The following is a 16,647-nucleotide window of genomic DNA, read 5'->3' on the forward strand; positions in this document are numbered from 1 at the left end:
AAGCAGCCCCGTGACCGAGCACCACCAGGTACTCAACCCCGCCACCGAGGAGGTCGTCGCCACGGTCGCGGCGACCACCCCGGAGGGCGTGGACACCGCCGTCGCCGCGGCGGCCAAGGCCCAGCAGGGCTGGGCCGCGCTGGCCCCGGCCGACCGGGCGCGCGGTCTGCGCCGGTTCGCCGCCGAGGTCGACGCGCACGCCGAGGAACTCGCCGCGCTGGAGGTCCGCGAGGCCGGCCACACCCTCGGCAACGCCCGCTGGGAGGCCGGAAACGTCCGCGATCTGCTCGACTACGCCGCCGGCGGCGTGGAACGGCTCAGCGGCCGGCAGATCCCGGTCGCCGGCGGCATCGACCTCACGTTCCACGAGCCGATCGGCGTCGTCGGCGTCATCGCCCCGTGGAACTTCCCGATGCCGATCGCCGCGTGGGGCACCGCCCCGGCGCTCGCGGCGGGCAACGCCGTCCTGCTCAAACCGGCCGAGACCACCCCGCTGACCGCACTGCGGCTGGCCGAACTCGCGCTGTCCGCGGGCCTGCCCGAGGGGCTCTTCCAGGTACTGCCCGGGGCGGGCCCGGTCACCGGTACCCGGCTCGTCGAGCACCCGGACGTGCGGAAGATCGTGTTCACCGGCTCCACCGCCGTCGGCAAGCGGATCATGGAGCAGTGCGCACGGCAGGTGAAGCGGGTCACCCTCGAACTCGGCGGCAAGAGCCCGAACATCGTCTTCGCCGACGCGGACCTGGAGAAGGCCGCCGCGGCGGCCCCGATGGCCTTCCTGGACAACGCGGGCCAGGACTGCTGCGCCCGCACCCAGATCCTGGTCCAGCGGGAGGTCTACGAGCGGTTCCTGGAGCTGCTGGTCCCGGCGGTCGAGGCCGTCCGGGTCGGCGACCCGTCGGACCCCGCCACCGAGATGGGCCCGCTGATCTCGGCGGTCCAGCGGGAGCGGGTCCGCTCGCTCGTCACCGACGACCTGCCGGTGGCCGCCCGCGGCAGCGCCCCCGAAGGACCCGGCTTCTGGTACCCGCCGACGGTCCTGGCCCCGGTCGGCGCCGCCGCCCCCGCCGCCACCGAGGAGATCTTCGGGCCGGTCGCCGTCGTCCTGCCCTTCGAGGACGAGGCGGACGCGCTGCGGCTCGCCAACGCCACCCGCTACGGGCTGTCCGGCTCGATCTGGACCCGCGACCTCGGCCGGGCCATCCGGATGTCGCGCGGCGTCGCGGCGGGCAACCTGTCGGTCAACAGCCACAGTTCGGTCCGCTACGCGACGCCGTTCGGCGGCTTCGGCGAATCCGGCCTCGGCCGGGAACTGGGCCCCGACGCCCTCGCCGCCTTCACCGAGACCAAGAACGTCTTCATCAGCACTGAGGAGTAGCAGCGCATGTCAGAGCCAACCACCACCGAAGTCTGCCGCCGCCTCGTCGGCCGTACCGCGGTCATCACCGGCGCCGGCAGCGGCATCGGCCTGGCCACCGCACGCCGCTTCGCCTCCGAGGGCGCGAACGTGGTCGTCGCCGACATCGACGAGGGATCGGGCAAGGCCGCGGCCGAGGAGGTCGGCGGGATCTTCGTCAAGGTCGACGTCACCGACCCCGAGCAGGTCGAGGCGCTGTTCAGGACGGCGTACGACACCTACGGATCGGTCGACATCGCCTTCAACAACGCCGGGATCTCGCCGCCCGACGACGACTCGATCCTCACCACCGGCCTGGACGCCTGGCGCCGGGTCCAGGAGGTCAACCTGACCTCCGTCTACCTGTGCTGCAAGGCCGTGCTGCCGTACATGCAGCGGCAGGGCAAGGGCTCGATCATCAACACCGCGTCGTTCGTGGCCAAGATGGGCGCGGCCACCTCGCAGATCTCCTACACGGCGTCCAAGGGCGGCGTCCTGGCCATGACCCGCGAGCTGGGCGTGCAGTTCGCCCGCGAGGGCATCCGGGTCAACGCGCTGTGCCCCGGCCCGGTCAACACCCCGCTGCTCCAGGAGCTGTTCGCCAAGGACCCGGAGCGCGCCGCCCGCCGCATCGTGCACATTCCGGTGGGCCGCTTCGCCGAGCCGACGGAGATCGCCGCCGCGGTGGCGTTCCTCGCCAGCGACGACTCCAGCTTCATGACGGCGAGCGAGTTCCTCGTGGACGGCGGCATCGGCGGGGCGTACGTCACCCCGCAGTAGCCGTGGGCCCCGCCGCGCCCGGAGAACGGGTGCGGCGGGCCTCTACAGCGGCCCGGGGCTCAGATGAGCGTCTTCCAGTACGACCACCAGCGGGTCAGGATCAGCATCGCGATGATGCCGTACCAGAGCACCGGCACGACCCAGTGGAACTCCAGGACCGCGGTCCGCACCCCGGCCGGAACCTTGATGATGCCGTGCTTGATGTTGTGCACGGCCGTGTACCAGAAGAGCGCGATGGTGACGACCCAGGCCAGCGAGCACCACAGGCACAGGGAGTTGATGTTGTAGAGCGACTGGTACTGCAGCCAGGTCACGAACCCGACGCCGAACAGGGTGCCGGCCTGCAGACCGAGCCAGAACCAGCCCCGGTAGCGGGCGCCCGCGAGCACTCCGACGCCGATGCAGATCACGATCGGGTAGGCGATCAGGCCGATCATCGGGTTCGGGAAGCCGAACGCGTGGGCCTGTTCGCTCTTCATGATGTTGCCGCAGGAGATGATCGGGTTCAGGCTGCAGCCCGGGACGAAGTTCGGGTCCTCGAGGAGCTTGAACTTGTCCCAGGTGATCACGAAGGACGCGAGCGTGCCGAGCGCGCCGCAGATCACCAACAGCCACGCGAAGGGACGTCCCGTCCCGATGGTGCCCTTGATCTCGTGGTCACCGTCGGTGAGCGTCTGGTCGAGCGCCGAAGTCGTCATATCGCCGTTCCGTAGGTCCGTCGTTATCCCGCGCGACCTTCATTGTGCACCAGTGACCCGGCCCGCAGGTGTCCGGCGGTCCATCGAACGGTGGACACGGAAGGGTCGTCAGGCCGGGCCAGCAGGTCGGACCAGCAGGTCAGGCCAGCTTCTCCTGGAGGGTGGCGACCAGCGCGTCCAGAGCGACCGCCGTCTGCTCGCCGCTCCGCATGTCCTTGAGCTGCACCACGCCCTCGGCCAGATCACGCTCACCGGCCACGATCGCGAAGCGGGCGTCGGCGCGGTTCGCCGACTTCATCGCGTTCTTCAGGCCCTTGCCGCCGAACGCGAAGTCGGTGGCGATACCCGCCCGGCGCAGCTCGGTGACCGTGCCGAAGAGCGTGCGGCGCGCCTCCTCACCGAGCGGTACGGCGAACACGTCGGTCGTCGCGGGCAGTTCGAGCTCGATGCCCTCGGCCTTGAGCGCCAGCACCGTACGGTCCACGCCCAGCGCCCAGCCGACGGACGGCAGCGCGGGGCCGCCGATCATCTCGGACAGGCCGTCGTACCGCCCGCCGCCGCCGACGGCGGACTGCGAGCCGAGTCCGCCGTGCACGAACTCGAAGGTGGTGCGGGTGTAGTAGTCCAGGCCACGCACCAGCTTCGGGTCGTCCTCGAACGCGACGCCCGCGGCCGTCAGCAGCTCGCGCACCTGCTCGTGGTACTCCTTGCACGCCTCGCAGAGGTAGTCACGGAGCATCGGGGCGCCGGTCAGCTGCTTCTGCACCGCGTCACGCTTGTCGTCGAGAACGCGCAGCGGGTTGATCTCCGCCCGGCGCACGGTGTCCTCGTCGAGGTCCAGCCCGCCCAGGAACTCCTGGAGGGCGGCCCGGTAGACGGGACGGCACTCCTTGTCACCCAGCGAGTTGAGCAGCACCCGGAAGTTCTGCAGGCCGAGTGTTCTGTACGCGTCGACGGCCAGGATGATCAGTTCGGCGTCCAGCACCGGGTCCTCGGTGCCGATCGCCTCGGCGCCGACCTGCGAGAAGTGCCGGTAGCGGCCGGCCTGCGGGCGCTCGTAGCGGTAGTACGAGCCCGAGTACCAGAGCTTGACCGGCAGGTTGCCGAGCTTGTGCAGGTTGTTCTGCAGGGCGGCGCGCAGCACGGAGGCGGTGCCCTCGGGGCGCAGCGCCAGCGTGGTGCCGCCCTTGGTGGTGAGGGTGTACATCTCCTTGCTGACGATGTCGGTGGATTCGCCGACGCCGCGGGAGAAGAGTTCGACGGTCTCGAACCCGGGGGTCTCGACATAGCCGTAGCCGGCCCGCTTGAGCGGTGCGGAGATCGCCTCGCGCACCGCGAGGAACGTCGCGGAATCCGGCGGGATCAGGTCGTACGTGCCCTTGGGGGCCTGGAAGGTACTCACAGGAAGCCTTGTCACAATCCTCGTCGCGGAGCCGGTGAACCGGCTCCGAAGCCGCGGGCCGCTTCCCCCAGGTAGGGGTTGGCGGCGCGCTCGCGGCCGATGGTCGTCTGGGGGCCGTGGCCGGACAGCACCACGGTCGAGTCGTCGAGCGGCAGGCACACCCGGGCCAGCGACTCCATCAGCTCGTCCGCGGAGCCACCGGGCAGGTCGGAGCGTCCGACGGAGCCGGCGAACAGCAGGTCGCCCGAGAAGAACACCGACGGCACGTCGGAGGACTCGGGAAGCCTGAAGGTCACCGACCCCTTCGTATGGCCCGGCGCGTGCGAGACGGTGAACTCCAGGCCGGCCAGCCCGAGGGCGGCGCCGTCGGTCAGCTCCCGGACGTCGTCGGGTTCCCCGATCGTCAGTTCGCCCAGCAGCTGCTGTCCGATGGAGCGCCCCAGGGCCTTCTCCGGGTCGCTCATCATGTAGCGGTCCCGGGGGTGGATCCAGGCCGGGACGTCATGGGCCCCGCAGACCGGCACGACGGACGCCACATGGTCGATGTGGCCATGGGTGAGGATGACGGCGACGGGCTTGAGGCGGTGCTTGGCGAGCGTGTCCTCGACGCCCTGGGTCGCTTCATGACCCGGGTCGATGATCACGCACTCCTCACCGGCGGCGGGGGCGACCACATAACAATTGGTCCCCCAGGCCCCGGCGGGGAACCCGGCAATGAGCACGTTCGTCCTTCTGTCGTCCGCGGAGGTGTCGGCAGCTCACGAGCCTACCGGCGCGGGAGCGGCCGCGGCGAACCCGTATCGTCCCCGCAGGTGCGCCGGTGCGTACCGCGCGGGTACTGGACTGCGGGCCGGGTGGGGCGCGAAGATCTGCCGCACGCGGATTCACGTTCGAGATGACGTTTTCGAGAAGACTGAAGCAGAAGACCGGGAGACGGCGAAGTGGTCACCAAGGAACAGCGGCGGCGACAGCTCGCCCGAGAGAAGTTCGAGCGGCAGCAGCAGCGCAGGACCGTGGAGCAGTCCAAGGCCCGCCGGCGCAACAGCGTGATCGCCGCCGTGGTGGCCGTCGTGGTCGCCGCCGGCGCCACCGCGTACGCGGCGGGCGGCCTGGACGGCAAGGACAAGCCGAAGACGGACGCGGCCGCCGGCCCGTCGGCCACGACGCCCTCCAAGGCGCCGGACCCGTGCGCGAAGCCGGGCGAGGGTACCCCGGGGAAGCAGCAGTGGAAGACCGAGCCGGCGATGTCGGTCGACAAGAGCGCCAAGTACACCTTCACGCTCCAGACCACCTGCGGTGACATCGCGGTGGCACTGGACGCCGCGAAGGCGCCGGCCACGGTGAACTCCTTCAAGTTCCTCGCCGACAAGGGCTTCTTCGACCACTCCAAGTGCCACCGGCTCACCGCCGAGGGCATCTACGTCCTGCAGTGCGGCGACCCGACCGGCACCGGCCAGGGCGGCCCCGGCTACACGATTCCGGACGAGAACCTGACCGCGCTGGGCAAGGCGGGCGCCAACGGCACCGTCACCTACCCGGCGGGCACCATCGCGATGGCGAACACCGGGAAGCCGCACACCGGCGGCAGCCAGTTCTTCCTGGTCTACAAGGACAGCCCGCTGGCGCCGTCCTACACCCCCTTCGGCACCATCGGCGCCGACGGCATGAAGGTGCTGCAGAAGATCGCGGCGGCGGGCGCGGCGGCCCCCGACGCTCAGCAGAACACCGCCCCGAACGCGACCGTGGTGATCAACAAGGCGGTCGTCAAGCAGTCGTGAACCCCTGATGAGCCGGGCCCCGGCGGTAAATTTCGCGTGTGCTGGATGCGGACAGCCGGGGCGCCGGTCGCCTATGTTGGCGTTGGACCGGTCAGGGCGCAGCCCGGCCGGAGGAAACTGTGAAAAAACGATGCCGGCGAGCCGGAAACCGGCCGGGCATCACGTGGAGGAGGCGCTGTGAGCAGCGACCCATGGGGCCGCGTCGATGAGACGGGGACCGTGTACGTGCGTACGGCCGACGGGGAGCGGGAGGTCGGTTCGTGGCAGGCGGGGTCTCCGGATGAGGCGCTGGCCTACTTCGAGCGCAAGTACGAGGGGCTTGTCGTCGAGATCGGCCTCCTTGAGCGGCGGGTGAAGACCACCGACCTCGCGCCCAAGGACGCGCTGACCGCGATCGAGCACCTTCGGGCGTCGGTCACCGAGGCGCACGCGGTGGGCGACCTGGCGGCGCTCGCCACGCGGCTGGACGCTCTCGTCGGGCTGGTGGAATCGCGCCGCGAGGAGCGCAAGGTCGCGAAGGCGAAGGCGACCGACGAGGCCAAGGTGGCCAAGGAGGAGCTGGTCGCGGAGGCCGAGGGGCTGGCCGAGAGCGAGCAGTGGCGGACCGCGGGCGAGCGGCTGCGCGCCCTGGTGGACACCTGGAAGGCGCTGCCGCGGCTGGACCGCAAGGCCGACGATGAGCTGTGGCACCGGTTCAGCCACGCCCGTTCGGTCTTCTCCAAGCGGCGCAAGGCGCACTTCGCGTCGCTGGACTCCCAGCGCGAGGAGGCCCGTCGCGCCAAGGAGAAGCTGGTCACGGAGGCGCTGGCGCTGTCGAACTCCACCGACTGGGGTCCGACCGCCGCCCGCTACCGCGAGCTGATGACGGAGTGGAAGGCCGCGGGCCGCGCACAGCGCGAGTCCGAGGACGACCTGTGGAACCGCTTCCGCGGCGCCCAGGACCAGTTCTTCCAGGCCCGTACCGAGGTCTTCAACGAGCGCGACTCCCAGGAGCGGGAGAACCTCGCGCTCAAGGAGGAGCTCGCCATCGAGGCCGAGAAGATCCTTCCGGTGACGGACCTCAAGGCGGCCCGTGCGGCGTTCCGCGGGATCAACGAGCGCTGGGAGGCCGTCGGCCATGTGCCGCGCGACGCCCGGCCCCGTATCGAGGCCCGGATGCACGCGGTCGAGCGTGCGATCCAGGACTCGGAGGAGAACGAGTGGCGCCGGACGAACCCGGAGGCGCGGGCCCGCGCCGCGGGTCTGACGGGCCAGCTCCAGGCGGCCGTCGACAAGCTGCGCACCCAGGCCGAGGCGGCACGGGCCGCGGGCAACGCGTCGAAGGCCGACAAGCTCACCCGTGAGCTGGAGGGCCGGCAGGCCCTGCTCGACCAGGCGCTGAAGGGCCTGGAGGAGTTCGGCGGCTGAGCAGGCCCTGAGCCCCGCACCGCACGACGAAGCGGCCCCGGTACGGATCTTCCGTACCGGGGCCGCTCGCGTACGGGCTCAGCGCTGGCGGCCCGAGGTGACGCGGTACACGTCGTAGACGCCCTCGACGCCGCGTACGGCCTTCAGGACGTGCCCCAGGTGCTTGGGGTCGCCCATCTCGAAGGTGAAACGCGAGGTCGCGACCCGGTCACGGGAGGTCTGCACGGCGGCGGACAGGATGTTGACGTGCTGGTCGGACAGCACCCGCGTGACGTCCGACAGCAGCCGCGACCGGTCCAGCGCCTCGACCTGGATGGCGACCAGGAAGACGGACGACTGGGTGGGCGCCCACTCGACCTCCAGGATCCGCTCGGGCTCCTGGGACAGCGACTCGATGTTGACGCAGTCCGTGCGGTGCACCGAGACGCCGCTGCCCCGGGTGACGAAGCCGATGATCGGGTCGCCGGGCACCGGGGTGCAGCAGCGGGACAGCTTGACCCACACGTCGTCGACGCCCTTGACGACCACGCCGGGGTCGGCGTTGGCCCGCCGCTTGGAGCGGTTGCGCGAGGGGGTGGTGACCTCCTCGATCTCCTCGGTCGCACCTTCCTCGCCGCCGAGCGCGTCGACCAGCTTCTGGACGACGGACTGGGCGGTGATGTGCCCCTCGCCGATCGCCGCGTAGAGCGCGGAGATGTCCGGGTAGCGCATCTCGTGGGCGAGGGTGACGAGCGAGTCGCCGGTCAGGACCCGCTGGATCGGCAGGTTCTGCTTGCGCATCGCCCGCGCGATGGCGTCCTTGCCCTGCTCGACGGCCTCCTCGCGGCGCTCCTTGGAGAACCAGGCGCGGATCTTGTTCCGGGCGCGCGGGGACTTCACGAAGCCCAGCCAGTCGCGCGACGGGGCGGCGCTCGCGGCCTTGGAGGTGAAGACCTCCACCAGGTCGCCGTTGTCGAGCGTCGACTCCAGCGGCACCAGGCGGCCGTTGACCCGGGCCCCTATGGTCCGGTGCCCGACGTCGGTGTGCACCGCGTAGGCGAAGTCCACCGGGGTGGCGCCGGCCGGCAGCGCTATGACATCGCCCTTGGGCGTGAAGACGAAGACCTCGTTCTGCGAGAGGTCGAAGCGCAGCGACTCCAGGAACTCGCTCGGGTCCTCGGTCTCCTTCTGCCAGTCCAGCAGCTGCCGCAGCCAGGCCATGTCGTTGACGGTGTCGCCGTCGCTCTTGCGCGGGGTGTCGGTGCGCACCTTGGAGGCGCCGGAGACGGGGTCCTGCTTGTACTTCCAGTGCGCGGCGATGCCGTACTCGGCGCGGCGGTGCATGTCGAAGGTGCGGATCTGCAGCTCGACGGGCTTTCCGCTGGGCCCGATGACCGTCGTGTGCAGCGACTGGTACATGTTGAACTTGGGCATCGCGATGTAGTCCTTGAACCGCCCGGGCACCGGGTTCCACCGCGCGTGGATGGTCCCGAGCGCCGCGTAGCTGTCGCGGACGGTGTCGACGAGGACGCGGATCCCCACCAGGTCGTAGATCTCGGCGAAGTCGCGGCCCCGCACGATCATCTTCTGGTAGACGCTGTAGTAGTGCTTCGGGCGGCCGGTGACGGTCGCCTTGATCCGGGCCGCGCGCAGGTCCTGCTGGACCTGGTCGGTGACGACGGCGAGGTACTCGTCGCGCTTGGGGGCGCGCTCGGCGACCAGCCGCACGATCTCGTCGTACATCTTGGGGTAGAGGATCGCGAAGGCGAGGTCCTCCAGCTCCCACTTGATGGTGTTCATGCCCAGCCGGTGCGCCAGCGGGGCGTAGATCTCCAGCGTCTCGCGGGCCTTCTTCTCCTGCTTCTCCCGCTTGAGATACCGCATGGTGCGCATGTTGTGCAGGCGGTCGGCGAGCTTGATGACCAGGACGCGCGGGTCCTTGGCCATGGCCACGACCATCTTGCGTACGGTCTCGGCCTGCGCGGCCTCGCCGAACTTCACCTTGTCGAGCTTGGTGACGCCGTCCACGAGGAGCGCGACCTGGTCGCCGAAGTCCCGGCGCAGCGCGTCCAGGCTGTAGTCGGTGTCCTCGACGGTGTCGTGCAGCAGTCCCGCCATCAGTGTGGCCGGGTCCATGCCGAGCTCGGCGAGGATCGTGGTGACCGCGAGCGGGTGGGTGATGTACGGGTCGCCGCTCTTGCGCTTCACACCGCGGTGCCAGCGTTCGGCGACCTGGTAGGCGCGCTCGATCTGGCGCAGCTGCGCGGTGTCGCCCTTGGGGTCGTTGCCCCGGACGATCCGCAGCATCGGCTCCAGCACCGGGTTGTACGGGCTGGACCGCTGCACACCGAGCCGGGCGAGGCGGGCGCGGACGCGGTTGGAGGAGCCTGCGGCGCGCGACGGCGTCGCGCTGGCGGGGGTCCGTACGGGCCGGACGGCAGGCGTCGGCGGCTCGGGGGCGGCTCCGTTGCTCCCGGCGGGGGTTTCGTCCCCGCCTTCGGCGTCGAGCGGCTGGGCCTCGTCTGGCAAGAGCACTCCTCACGCGGGTGGGAGCACCCATGGTATCGATCTGTGGCAGGAGGCGGGCGCCCGGTGGTTTCCGGGCGCCCGCCTCCGGGCGGTGCTGTGCTGCCGCAGGGCGCTGTGCCTGGGTGTCAGACGATGATCAGTGCGTCCAGCGGGGCGCCCGCGAGGGCGGTGGAGAGCCGTTCGCGGCCCTTGAGGAAGCCGAGCTCCAGCAGGACCGCGACGCCGGCCACCTCCGCGCCGGTCCGCCGGATGAGCTCCAGCGAGGCCTCGGCGGTGCCGCCGGTGGCCAGCACGTCATCGATGACCAGGACCCGGTCGCCGGGGGCGAGGGCGTCCTGCTGCACCTCTATCTCGGCGCTGCCGTACTCCAGCTCGTAGCGCTGCGACAGCGTGGCGCCGGGCAGCTTGCCCGCCTTGCGCACGGGCACGAAGCCGAGGTGGGCCCGGGCCGCCGCGGGGGCGGCGAGGATGAACCCGCGCGCCTCCAGTCCGGCGACCTTGGTGGCGCCATGGCGCGCGCAGAGCACGGCCAGGGCGTCCACCAGGGCGTTGAACGCGTCGGGGTCGGCCAGCAGCGGGGTGATGTCCTTGAACATCACACCCGGCTGCGGGTAGTCCGGCACGTCCCGGATCCGGCCGAGCAGCTGCTCGCGCAGCGCTTCGGCGCCGGCCGCGGCCGCCGTCACCGCCGCTTCCCGGAAGGACGGTTCTTGCCGCGGTTGCGGGCGGCGGCCTGGGGACGCTGGCCGACCACACCACCGGCGGCGGCGCGGTCGCCGTCCTCCGGCTCGTCGTCCTCGTCAGCGGCGACGGCGTCCTCGCGGGCCCGCTGCTCCTCCTCGGCCGGGTCCACGCCCTTGGCCGCGTCGGCCTTGCGCTTGGCCAGCACGCGCTTCTTGAGGGCCTTGATCTCCGGGTCGCGCTCCTTGAAGTCCGCGACCAGCGGGGTCGCGATGAAGATCGAGGAGTACGCACCGGCGGTGAGGCCGACGAACAGCGCGAGCGCGATGTCGTTGAGGACACCGGCCCCGAGGATGCCGCCACCGATGAACAGCAGGGCGCCGACGGGGAGCAGCGCGACGACCGTGGTGTTGATGGAACGCACCAGGGTCTGGTTCAGGCTGCGGTTAGCCAGCTCGCTGTACGTGAAGCGGGTCTGCTTGGTGATGCTGCGGGTCGTCTCCTTGAGACCGTCGAAGACGACGACGGTGTCGTAGAGGGAGTAACCGAGGATCGTCAGCAGACCGATCACGGTGCCCGGGGTGACCTCGAAACCGACGATGGCGTAGACGCCGACGGTGATCGTGAGGTCGTGGATCAGGGCGACGAGGGCGGCGATGGCCATCCGCCACTCGAAGGCGATGGCGAGGTAGATCACCACCAGGATCATGAAGATGATCAGGCCGGTGAAGGCCTTCTTCGAGATCTCCTCACCCCAGCTGGGGCCGACGATCTGTGCGTCGATCTTGTTCGAATCCAGTCCGAGGTCGGTGGCGACCCGCTTCTGGATGTTCTTCGACTCCTCCGTGGAGATGTCGCTGACCTGGATCCGGACGCCGCCGTTGCCGAGCTTCTGCACGGTGGCGTCATGATCGCCGGTGTGGCCGGCGATCTTGTTCTGCACATCGGTGACCGAGTACGACGTCTTCGGGGTGGTCAGGACCGCACCGCCGGAGAACTCGATGCCGAGCTTGAGACCGTTGATCGCCAGACCGGCGATGGCCACGATCGTGATCAGGATCGAGACGCCGTACCAGAGCCTGCGCTTGCCGACGAAGTCGTAGGCGATCTCGCCACGGTGCAGCCGGTGTCCGAGCTGTCCGAGATTACCGAGCTTGGACATCAGGCCTCCTTCGTCTCGGTGCTCGTCCTGCGGCGGACGCGGCGGATGGGAGCCTGGACACCCAGGCCCTTCGGGTCGAGGCCGGACCACTTGTGGCCCTCGGCGAAGAACTTGTTGCGGGCCAGGATCGTCATCAGCGGCTTGGTGAAGAGGAACACCACCACGACGTCGAGCAACGTGGTCAGACCCAGGGTGAACGCGAAGCCCTGGACCTTGCCGACCGTCACCGCGAACAGCACGGCGGCGGCGAGGAAGGACACGAAGTCCGACACCAGGATGGTGCGCCGGGCGCGCGGCCAGCCGCGGGCCACCGCGGGCTGCAGCGAGCGGCCCTCGCGCAGCTCGTCACGGATCCGTTCGAAGAAGACGATGAACGAGTCCGCGGTGATACCGATCGCGACGATGGCTCCACAGACGGCCGGCAGGTTCAGCGCGAAGCCGATGGCCGGGCCGAGCAGGGACATCAGCGTGTAGGTGAGCGCCGCCGACACCAGGAGGCTGACGATCGCGACGAGGCCGAGGCCCCGGTAGTACGCCAGCATGTAGAGCACGACCAGCGCGAGGCCGACGGCGCCCGCGATGAGGCCGCCGCGCAGCTGCTCCCCGCCGAGTGCGGCGGAGACCGTGGTCACGTCCTGGATCTTGAAGGTCAGCGGGAGCGAACCGTAGGACAGGACGTTCGACAGGTTCTGTGCGGACGTCTGCGTGAAGCTGCCGAAGATCGTCGCGCTGCCGCCGGGCAGGGCCTGCGAAACCGAGGGCGCGGAGACGACGTTGCCGTCGAGGTCGATCGCGAACTGGTTCAGCGGGGGCTGCTGGGCGGCCAGCTGGGTGGTGACCTTGGTGAACTTCTTGGCGCCACCACCGGTGAAGCTGAGGTCGACGACCCAGCCGTTGCCGGACGTGGTGTCGAACTTCGCACTGGCCTTGGAGACGTCCTTGCCGTCGAGGACGGCCGGGCCGAGCGCGTACTTGTACCAGATCTTGTCCTTGCCGTCACCGCGCTGACCGCAGCCGACGACCTTGTCAGCGGGCTTGACACCCTGGTTCGCCGCCGAGCGCTGCTTCGGGTCGTTGCAGTCGATCGCGGTGAACTTCGCCTGCAGATCGGCCGGAATCGTGCTGTCCAGCGTGCCGGCCGGGGGGCGGACGGGGTGGGCGTCGGGGTCGGCGCCTTGGCCGGGTCGGCCTTCAGGCCGTCGGTGACCGCGCGGCCCTGAGTGGTGGCACTGGACGAGGGCGTGATCTTCGTCGAGGGCGTGCCCTTCGGCGTGGCCGTACCGGTCGGCTTGGTGCCGGGCTTGCCCGACGGCGTGGGGGTCACGGACGGGGTGGGCTTCACCGGCGGCGTCTTGACCGCCGGGGGGTTCGCCTGCTCGGCGAGCACCTGCCGGAAGAACAGCTGGGCGGTCTGGCCGACCTGGTCCTGCGCCTGCTGGGGGTCGGTGCCCTTGGGGATGTTGACAATGATGTTCTTGTCGCCCTGGGTCTGCACCTCCGCCTCGGAGACGCCAAGACCGTTCACACGCTGGTTGATGATGCTCACAGCGGTGTTCATGTTGGTCTTGTTGATCGCGTTGGCCTGATCGCTCTTGGCGGTCAGCGTGATGCTGACACCGCCGGCGAGGTCGATGCCCAGTCGCGGCTTGGTGTTGTGCGAGAGGAACATCGTCCCCGTCAACGCCACGAGCGCGATCAGGATCACGGCCAGGGCGCGCCCTGGGTACCCCTGACTACCCGAGGACCTGCGGCCCTTCTTGGGTGCTGCCACCTTCTTGTTTCTCCCTGTCCAACCAGCCCCCGGGCCTGCGCGCCCGTGGGGTGGCCACGAAGTGATGTGAGAGTCCGGACCGACGCGCCCTTACTTGGGGTCGGTGCCGTCCTTCTTCGGCTCGTCCTCCGTCTTGCTCAGGTCGATGCGCTCGTCATCGGCGGCCTCGGCCGTCACGGCGTCCTCATCCGTGGCCGCGTCCTCGTCGGCGTCCTCGGAGCCGTCCTCCAGCTCGTCCGGCTCGATGCCGTGCACGATCCGGTCGTACTCGGACTGGTCCAGGACGGCGCCGATGGAGTTCTTCGCAAAGTGCGCGTGCACCCCGTCGGCCAGCTCCAGGAGGACGGTGTCCTCGTTGACTTCCTTCACCACGGCGTACATGCCGCCGATGGTGCGGACACCGGAGCCCGGTTCCATCTGGTTCCGCATCGTCGCCGCCTGCCGCTGCTTGTTCTTGGCAGACCGGGTCATGAGGAACATGGCACCGATAAGGATGATGAACGGGAGGAGCAAGCCGATACTCACGATTTACAACGTTCCTTCGCACGGCCGCGGTGGCTGGCCTGATCTACGGGGGTGTATGCCGTTCCGGAGGAAGGGCGTCGGCGGAGTCTAAGCGAGTCCTCGCCGGTGAAACAACGCCCAGCATGGCACTGGGGTTCCTGGGGGGCGAGTCTCCATGCCGTCACGGTCCGAACAGGCCACCCTGGCCGGGGCCCCCGGGCTGCGGGGGCGGGACCAGGCCGAGGTGCGTCCACGCCGCCCGGGTAGCCACCCGGCCACGGGGAGTACGCGCCAGCAGACCCTCCCGGACCAGGAACGGTTCCGCCACCTCCTCGACCGTCTCGCGCTCCTCACCGACGGCGACCGCCAGCGTCGACAGCCCGACCGGGCCGCCCCCGAACAGCTGGAGCAGGGCGCGCAGCACGGCCCGGTCCAGCCGGTCGAGGCCGCGGGCGTCCACCTCGTAGACCTCCAGGGCCTGCGTGGCGATCTCGCGGGTGATCCGGCCGTCCGCTCTGACCTGCGCGTAGTCCCGGACCCGGCGCAGCAGCCGGTTGGCGATACGGGGCGTGCCGCGGGAGCGGCCGGCGATCTCCGCACCGCCGTCCGTCTCGATCTCGACGTCCAGCAGCCGGGCCGAGCGGTGGATGACGCGCTCCAGCTCGGCGGGGGCGTAGAACTCCATGTGGCCGGTGAAGCCGAAGCGGTCCCGCAGCGGGGGCGGCAGCAGGCCGGCCCGGGTGGTGGCGCCGACCAGGGTGAAGGGCGGCAGCTCCAGCGGGATGGCGGTGGCGCCGGGGCCCTTGCCGACGATCACATCGACCCGGAAGTCCTCCATCGCCATGTAGAGCATCTCCTCGGCGGGCCGGGACATGCGGTGGATCTCGTCCAGGAACAGCACCTCGCCCTCCTGGAGGGAGGAGAGGATCGCGGCGAGGTCGCCCGCGTGCTGGATGGCCGGGCCCGAGGTGATGCGGATCGGGGCGCCCATCTCGGCGGCGATGATCATCGACAGCGTGGTCTTGCCGAGGCCGGGCGCTCCGGAGAGCAGGACGTGGTCCGCGGTGCCGCCGCGCTTCTTGGCGGCCTTCAGCACCAGGTCCAGCTGCTGCCGCACCCGTTCCTGCCCGACGAACTCACCGAGGTCCTTCGGCCGCAGCGCGGCCTCGACGGCCTGGTCCTCACCGTCGGCATCGGAGCCGACCAGCCGGTCCGGCAGCTCGCCGGCGGTCGGGGGTGCGGGCTCGTCCCAGTTCATGTCGGACTTTCGGGTCGTCGGTGCGGGGATCGTGTCCGTGCGGCGGCAGGCCGTCAGCGGGTGCGGTTCAGGGTCTGGAGGGCCGCGCGCAGCAGTGCGGAGACATTGGGCGCCCCGCCCCCGGCCAGCTCCGCCTCCGCCTGCGGCGCGACCGCGGAGACCGCTTCGTCGGCCTCGCGGGTGGCGTAGCCGAGGCCGATGAGCGCCGCGTGCAGCTGGTCGCGCCAGGAGGCGCTGACGGGGCTGCCGATCCCGCGGTTCGCCCCGGGGCCGACGGGCTCGCCGAGCCGGTCCTTCAGTTCCAGCAGGAGTCGCTGGGCGCCCTTCTTGCCCACGCCGGGGACGGCGGTGAGCGCCTTCTCGTCCCCGGTGGCCACCGCGATCCGCAGGGCGTCCGGGGAGTGCACGGCGAGCATCGTCTGCGCGAGGCGCGGGCCGACACCGCTGACGGTCTGCAGCAGCTCGAAGACCAGCCGCTCGTCGTCGTCCGCGAAGCCGTACAGGGTGAGCGAGTCCTCGCGGACGATCAGCGACGTCGAGAGCCTGGCCGGCTGGCCGGTTCTGAGGGTGGCGAGGGTGCCCGGGGTGCACAGGACGGACATGCCGATGCCGCCCACCTCGATGACCGCGGCGTCCGGGGCGAGTGCGGCGACCGGGCCGCTGACGAAGGCGATCATGCTCGGGGCTCCTGGATTCGTGCCGGCCGGTGGGCGGCGATGGCCTGTTGGAGACGGTTGGTGGCGGTACCGCGCCAGATGTGGCAGATGGCCAGCGCCAGTGCGTCCGCGGCGTCGGCCGGCTTGGGCGGGGCGTCCAGCCGGAGCAGCCGCGTCACCATGGCGCCGACCTGGGCCTTGTCCGCCCGTCCGCTGCCGGTGACGGCGGCCTTGACCTCGCTGGGGGTGTGCAGATGGACGGGGAGTCCGCGCCGGCTGGCGCAGAGCATCGCGACGGCGCTGGCCTGCGCGGTGCCCATGACCGTGCTGACGTTGTGCTGGCTGAACACCCGCTCCACGGCGACGACTTCCGGCCGGTACTCGTCCAACCACGCCTCGATGCCGCGCTCGATGAGGACGAGACGGTGCCCGATCTCCGCGTCGGCCGGGGTGCGCACCACGCCGACGCCCAGCATCGTCAACGGGCGCCCCGGGACGCCCTCCACGACTCCGATGCCGAGCCGGGTCAGTCCCGGGTCCACGCCGAGTACCCGCACCCCGTCACCCCTCAAGCCCTGTCGGTCAACTGTTCCTGCAGGTTAGCCGTTCCCACTGACAACGCCGCCAACGCCGACGGGCCGGCGGG

Annotated in this window: 14 protein-coding genes and 1 pseudogene; 4 read left to right on the forward strand and 11 right to left on the reverse strand. The window is 70.5% G+C overall.

What is annotated here, in order from left to right:
• Window positions 1–10 precede the first annotated feature (10 nt).
• Window positions 11–1,378 (forward strand): aldehyde dehydrogenase family protein, encoded by a 1,368-nt coding sequence (locus LNW72_RS09380; protein WP_250974991.1) that lies wholly within the window; start codon window positions 11–13, stop codon window positions 1,376–1,378.
• A 6-nt stretch (window positions 1,379–1,384) separates the two neighbouring features.
• Window positions 1,385–2,176: a 3-oxoacyl-ACP reductase gene (locus LNW72_RS09385; RefSeq protein ID WP_250974992.1), complete on the forward strand. Its 792-nt coding sequence runs from the start codon at window positions 1,385–1,387 to the stop codon at window positions 2,174–2,176.
• Between the two features lie 59 nt (window positions 2,177–2,235).
• Here the strand turns inward: LNW72_RS09385 and LNW72_RS09390 are convergent, their stop codons facing one another.
• The 3 genes from LNW72_RS09390 to LNW72_RS09400 form a co-directional block, all read right to left on the reverse strand.
• Window positions 2,236–2,874, reverse strand: a complete 639-nt coding sequence (locus LNW72_RS09390; RefSeq protein WP_250974993.1) for a vitamin K epoxide reductase family protein — start codon at window positions 2,872–2,874, stop codon at window positions 2,236–2,238.
• Window positions 2,875–3,013: 139 nt separating this feature from the next.
• Window positions 3,014–4,276: a histidine--tRNA ligase gene (hisS, locus tag LNW72_RS09395; RefSeq protein WP_250974994.1), complete on the reverse strand. Its 1,263-nt coding sequence runs from the start codon at window positions 4,274–4,276 to the stop codon at window positions 3,014–3,016.
• 11 nt (window positions 4,277–4,287) lie between these two features.
• Entirely contained in the window at window positions 4,288–4,998 is a 711-nt protein-coding gene (locus LNW72_RS09400; RefSeq protein WP_250974995.1) for an MBL fold metallo-hydrolase, read from the reverse strand.
• A 219-nt stretch (window positions 4,999–5,217) separates the two neighbouring features.
• On the opposite strand from LNW72_RS09400, the gene LNW72_RS09405 reads away from it, so the two are divergent.
• Window positions 5,218–6,054 (forward strand): peptidylprolyl isomerase, encoded by an 837-nt coding sequence (locus tag LNW72_RS09405; RefSeq protein WP_250974996.1) that lies wholly within the window; start codon window positions 5,218–5,220, stop codon window positions 6,052–6,054.
• Window positions 6,055–6,231: 177 nt separating this feature from the next.
• Window positions 6,232–7,461 carry a DUF349 domain-containing protein gene (locus LNW72_RS09410; RefSeq protein WP_250974997.1) on the forward strand — a complete coding sequence of 410 codons (1,230 nt, stop codon included), beginning with the start codon at window positions 6,232–6,234 and terminating at the stop codon, window positions 7,459–7,461.
• A 78-nt stretch (window positions 7,462–7,539) separates the two neighbouring features.
• Here LNW72_RS09410 and LNW72_RS09415 read toward each other — a convergent pair whose 3' ends face one another.
• From LNW72_RS09415 to ruvC, 8 genes and pseudogenes are all read right to left on the reverse strand, one after another.
• On the reverse strand, window positions 7,540–9,969 hold the full coding sequence (locus LNW72_RS09415) for a bifunctional (p)ppGpp synthetase/guanosine-3',5'-bis(diphosphate) 3'-pyrophosphohydrolase (RefSeq protein ID WP_138352632.1): 2,430 nt from the start codon (window positions 9,967–9,969) through the stop codon (window positions 7,540–7,542).
• Window positions 9,970–10,094: 125 nt separating this feature from the next.
• On the reverse strand, window positions 10,095–10,655 hold the full coding sequence (locus LNW72_RS09420) for an adenine phosphoribosyltransferase (RefSeq protein ID WP_250974998.1): 561 nt from the start codon (window positions 10,653–10,655) through the stop codon (window positions 10,095–10,097).
• Window positions 10,652–11,812, reverse strand: a complete 1,161-nt coding sequence (gene secF / locus LNW72_RS09425; RefSeq protein WP_250974999.1) for a protein translocase subunit SecF — start codon at window positions 11,810–11,812, stop codon at window positions 10,652–10,654. The genes LNW72_RS09420 and secF overlap by 4 nt, the downstream gene beginning before the upstream one ends.
• A pseudogene (gene secD / locus LNW72_RS09430) lies at window positions 11,812–13,583 on the reverse strand (protein translocase subunit SecD). The gene secF and the pseudogene secD overlap by 1 nt, the downstream one beginning before the upstream one ends.
• A gap of 90 nt (window positions 13,584–13,673) precedes the next feature.
• Window positions 13,674–14,108, reverse strand: coding sequence for a preprotein translocase subunit YajC (gene yajC / locus LNW72_RS09435; protein WP_250975000.1), 435 nt, complete (start codon window positions 14,106–14,108; stop codon window positions 13,674–13,676).
• Between the two features lie 160 nt (window positions 14,109–14,268).
• Window positions 14,269–15,345, reverse strand: coding sequence for a Holliday junction branch migration DNA helicase RuvB (gene ruvB, locus LNW72_RS09440; RefSeq protein WP_250975001.1), 1,077 nt, complete (start codon window positions 15,343–15,345; stop codon window positions 14,269–14,271).
• A gap of 53 nt (window positions 15,346–15,398) precedes the next feature.
• Window positions 15,399–16,022, reverse strand: coding sequence for a Holliday junction branch migration protein RuvA (gene ruvA, locus LNW72_RS09445; RefSeq protein WP_138352638.1), 624 nt, complete (start codon window positions 16,020–16,022; stop codon window positions 15,399–15,401).
• On the reverse strand, window positions 16,019–16,558 hold the full coding sequence (ruvC, locus tag LNW72_RS09450; protein WP_250975002.1) for a crossover junction endodeoxyribonuclease RuvC: 540 nt from the start codon (window positions 16,556–16,558) through the stop codon (window positions 16,019–16,021). The genes ruvA and ruvC overlap by 4 nt, the downstream gene beginning before the upstream one ends.
• Window positions 16,559–16,647 lie beyond the last annotated feature (89 nt).

Origin of the sequence: Streptomyces sp. RKAG293, assembly GCF_023701745.1 — a bacterium.
Taxonomy (GTDB): domain Bacteria; phylum Actinomycetota; class Actinomycetes; order Streptomycetales; family Streptomycetaceae; genus Actinacidiphila.

Coding starts and splice junctions, on each gene's coding strand:
- ruvA (WP_138352638.1), bottom strand. CDS start 16,022: ATGATCGCCTTCGTCAGCGGCCCGGTCGCCGCACTCGCCCCGGACGCC.
- LNW72_RS09390 (WP_250974993.1), bottom strand. CDS start 2,874: ATGACGACTTCGGCGCTCGACCAGACGCTCACCGACGGTGACCACGAG.
- secF (WP_250974999.1), bottom strand. CDS start 11,812: ATGTCCAAGCTCGGTAATCTCGGACAGCTCGGACACCGGCTGCACCGT.
- LNW72_RS09385 (WP_250974992.1), top strand. CDS start 1,385: ATGTCAGAGCCAACCACCACCGAAGTCTGCCGCCGCCTCGTCGGCCGT.
- ruvB (WP_250975001.1), bottom strand. CDS start 15,345: ATGAACTGGGACGAGCCCGCACCCCCGACCGCCGGCGAGCTGCCGGAC.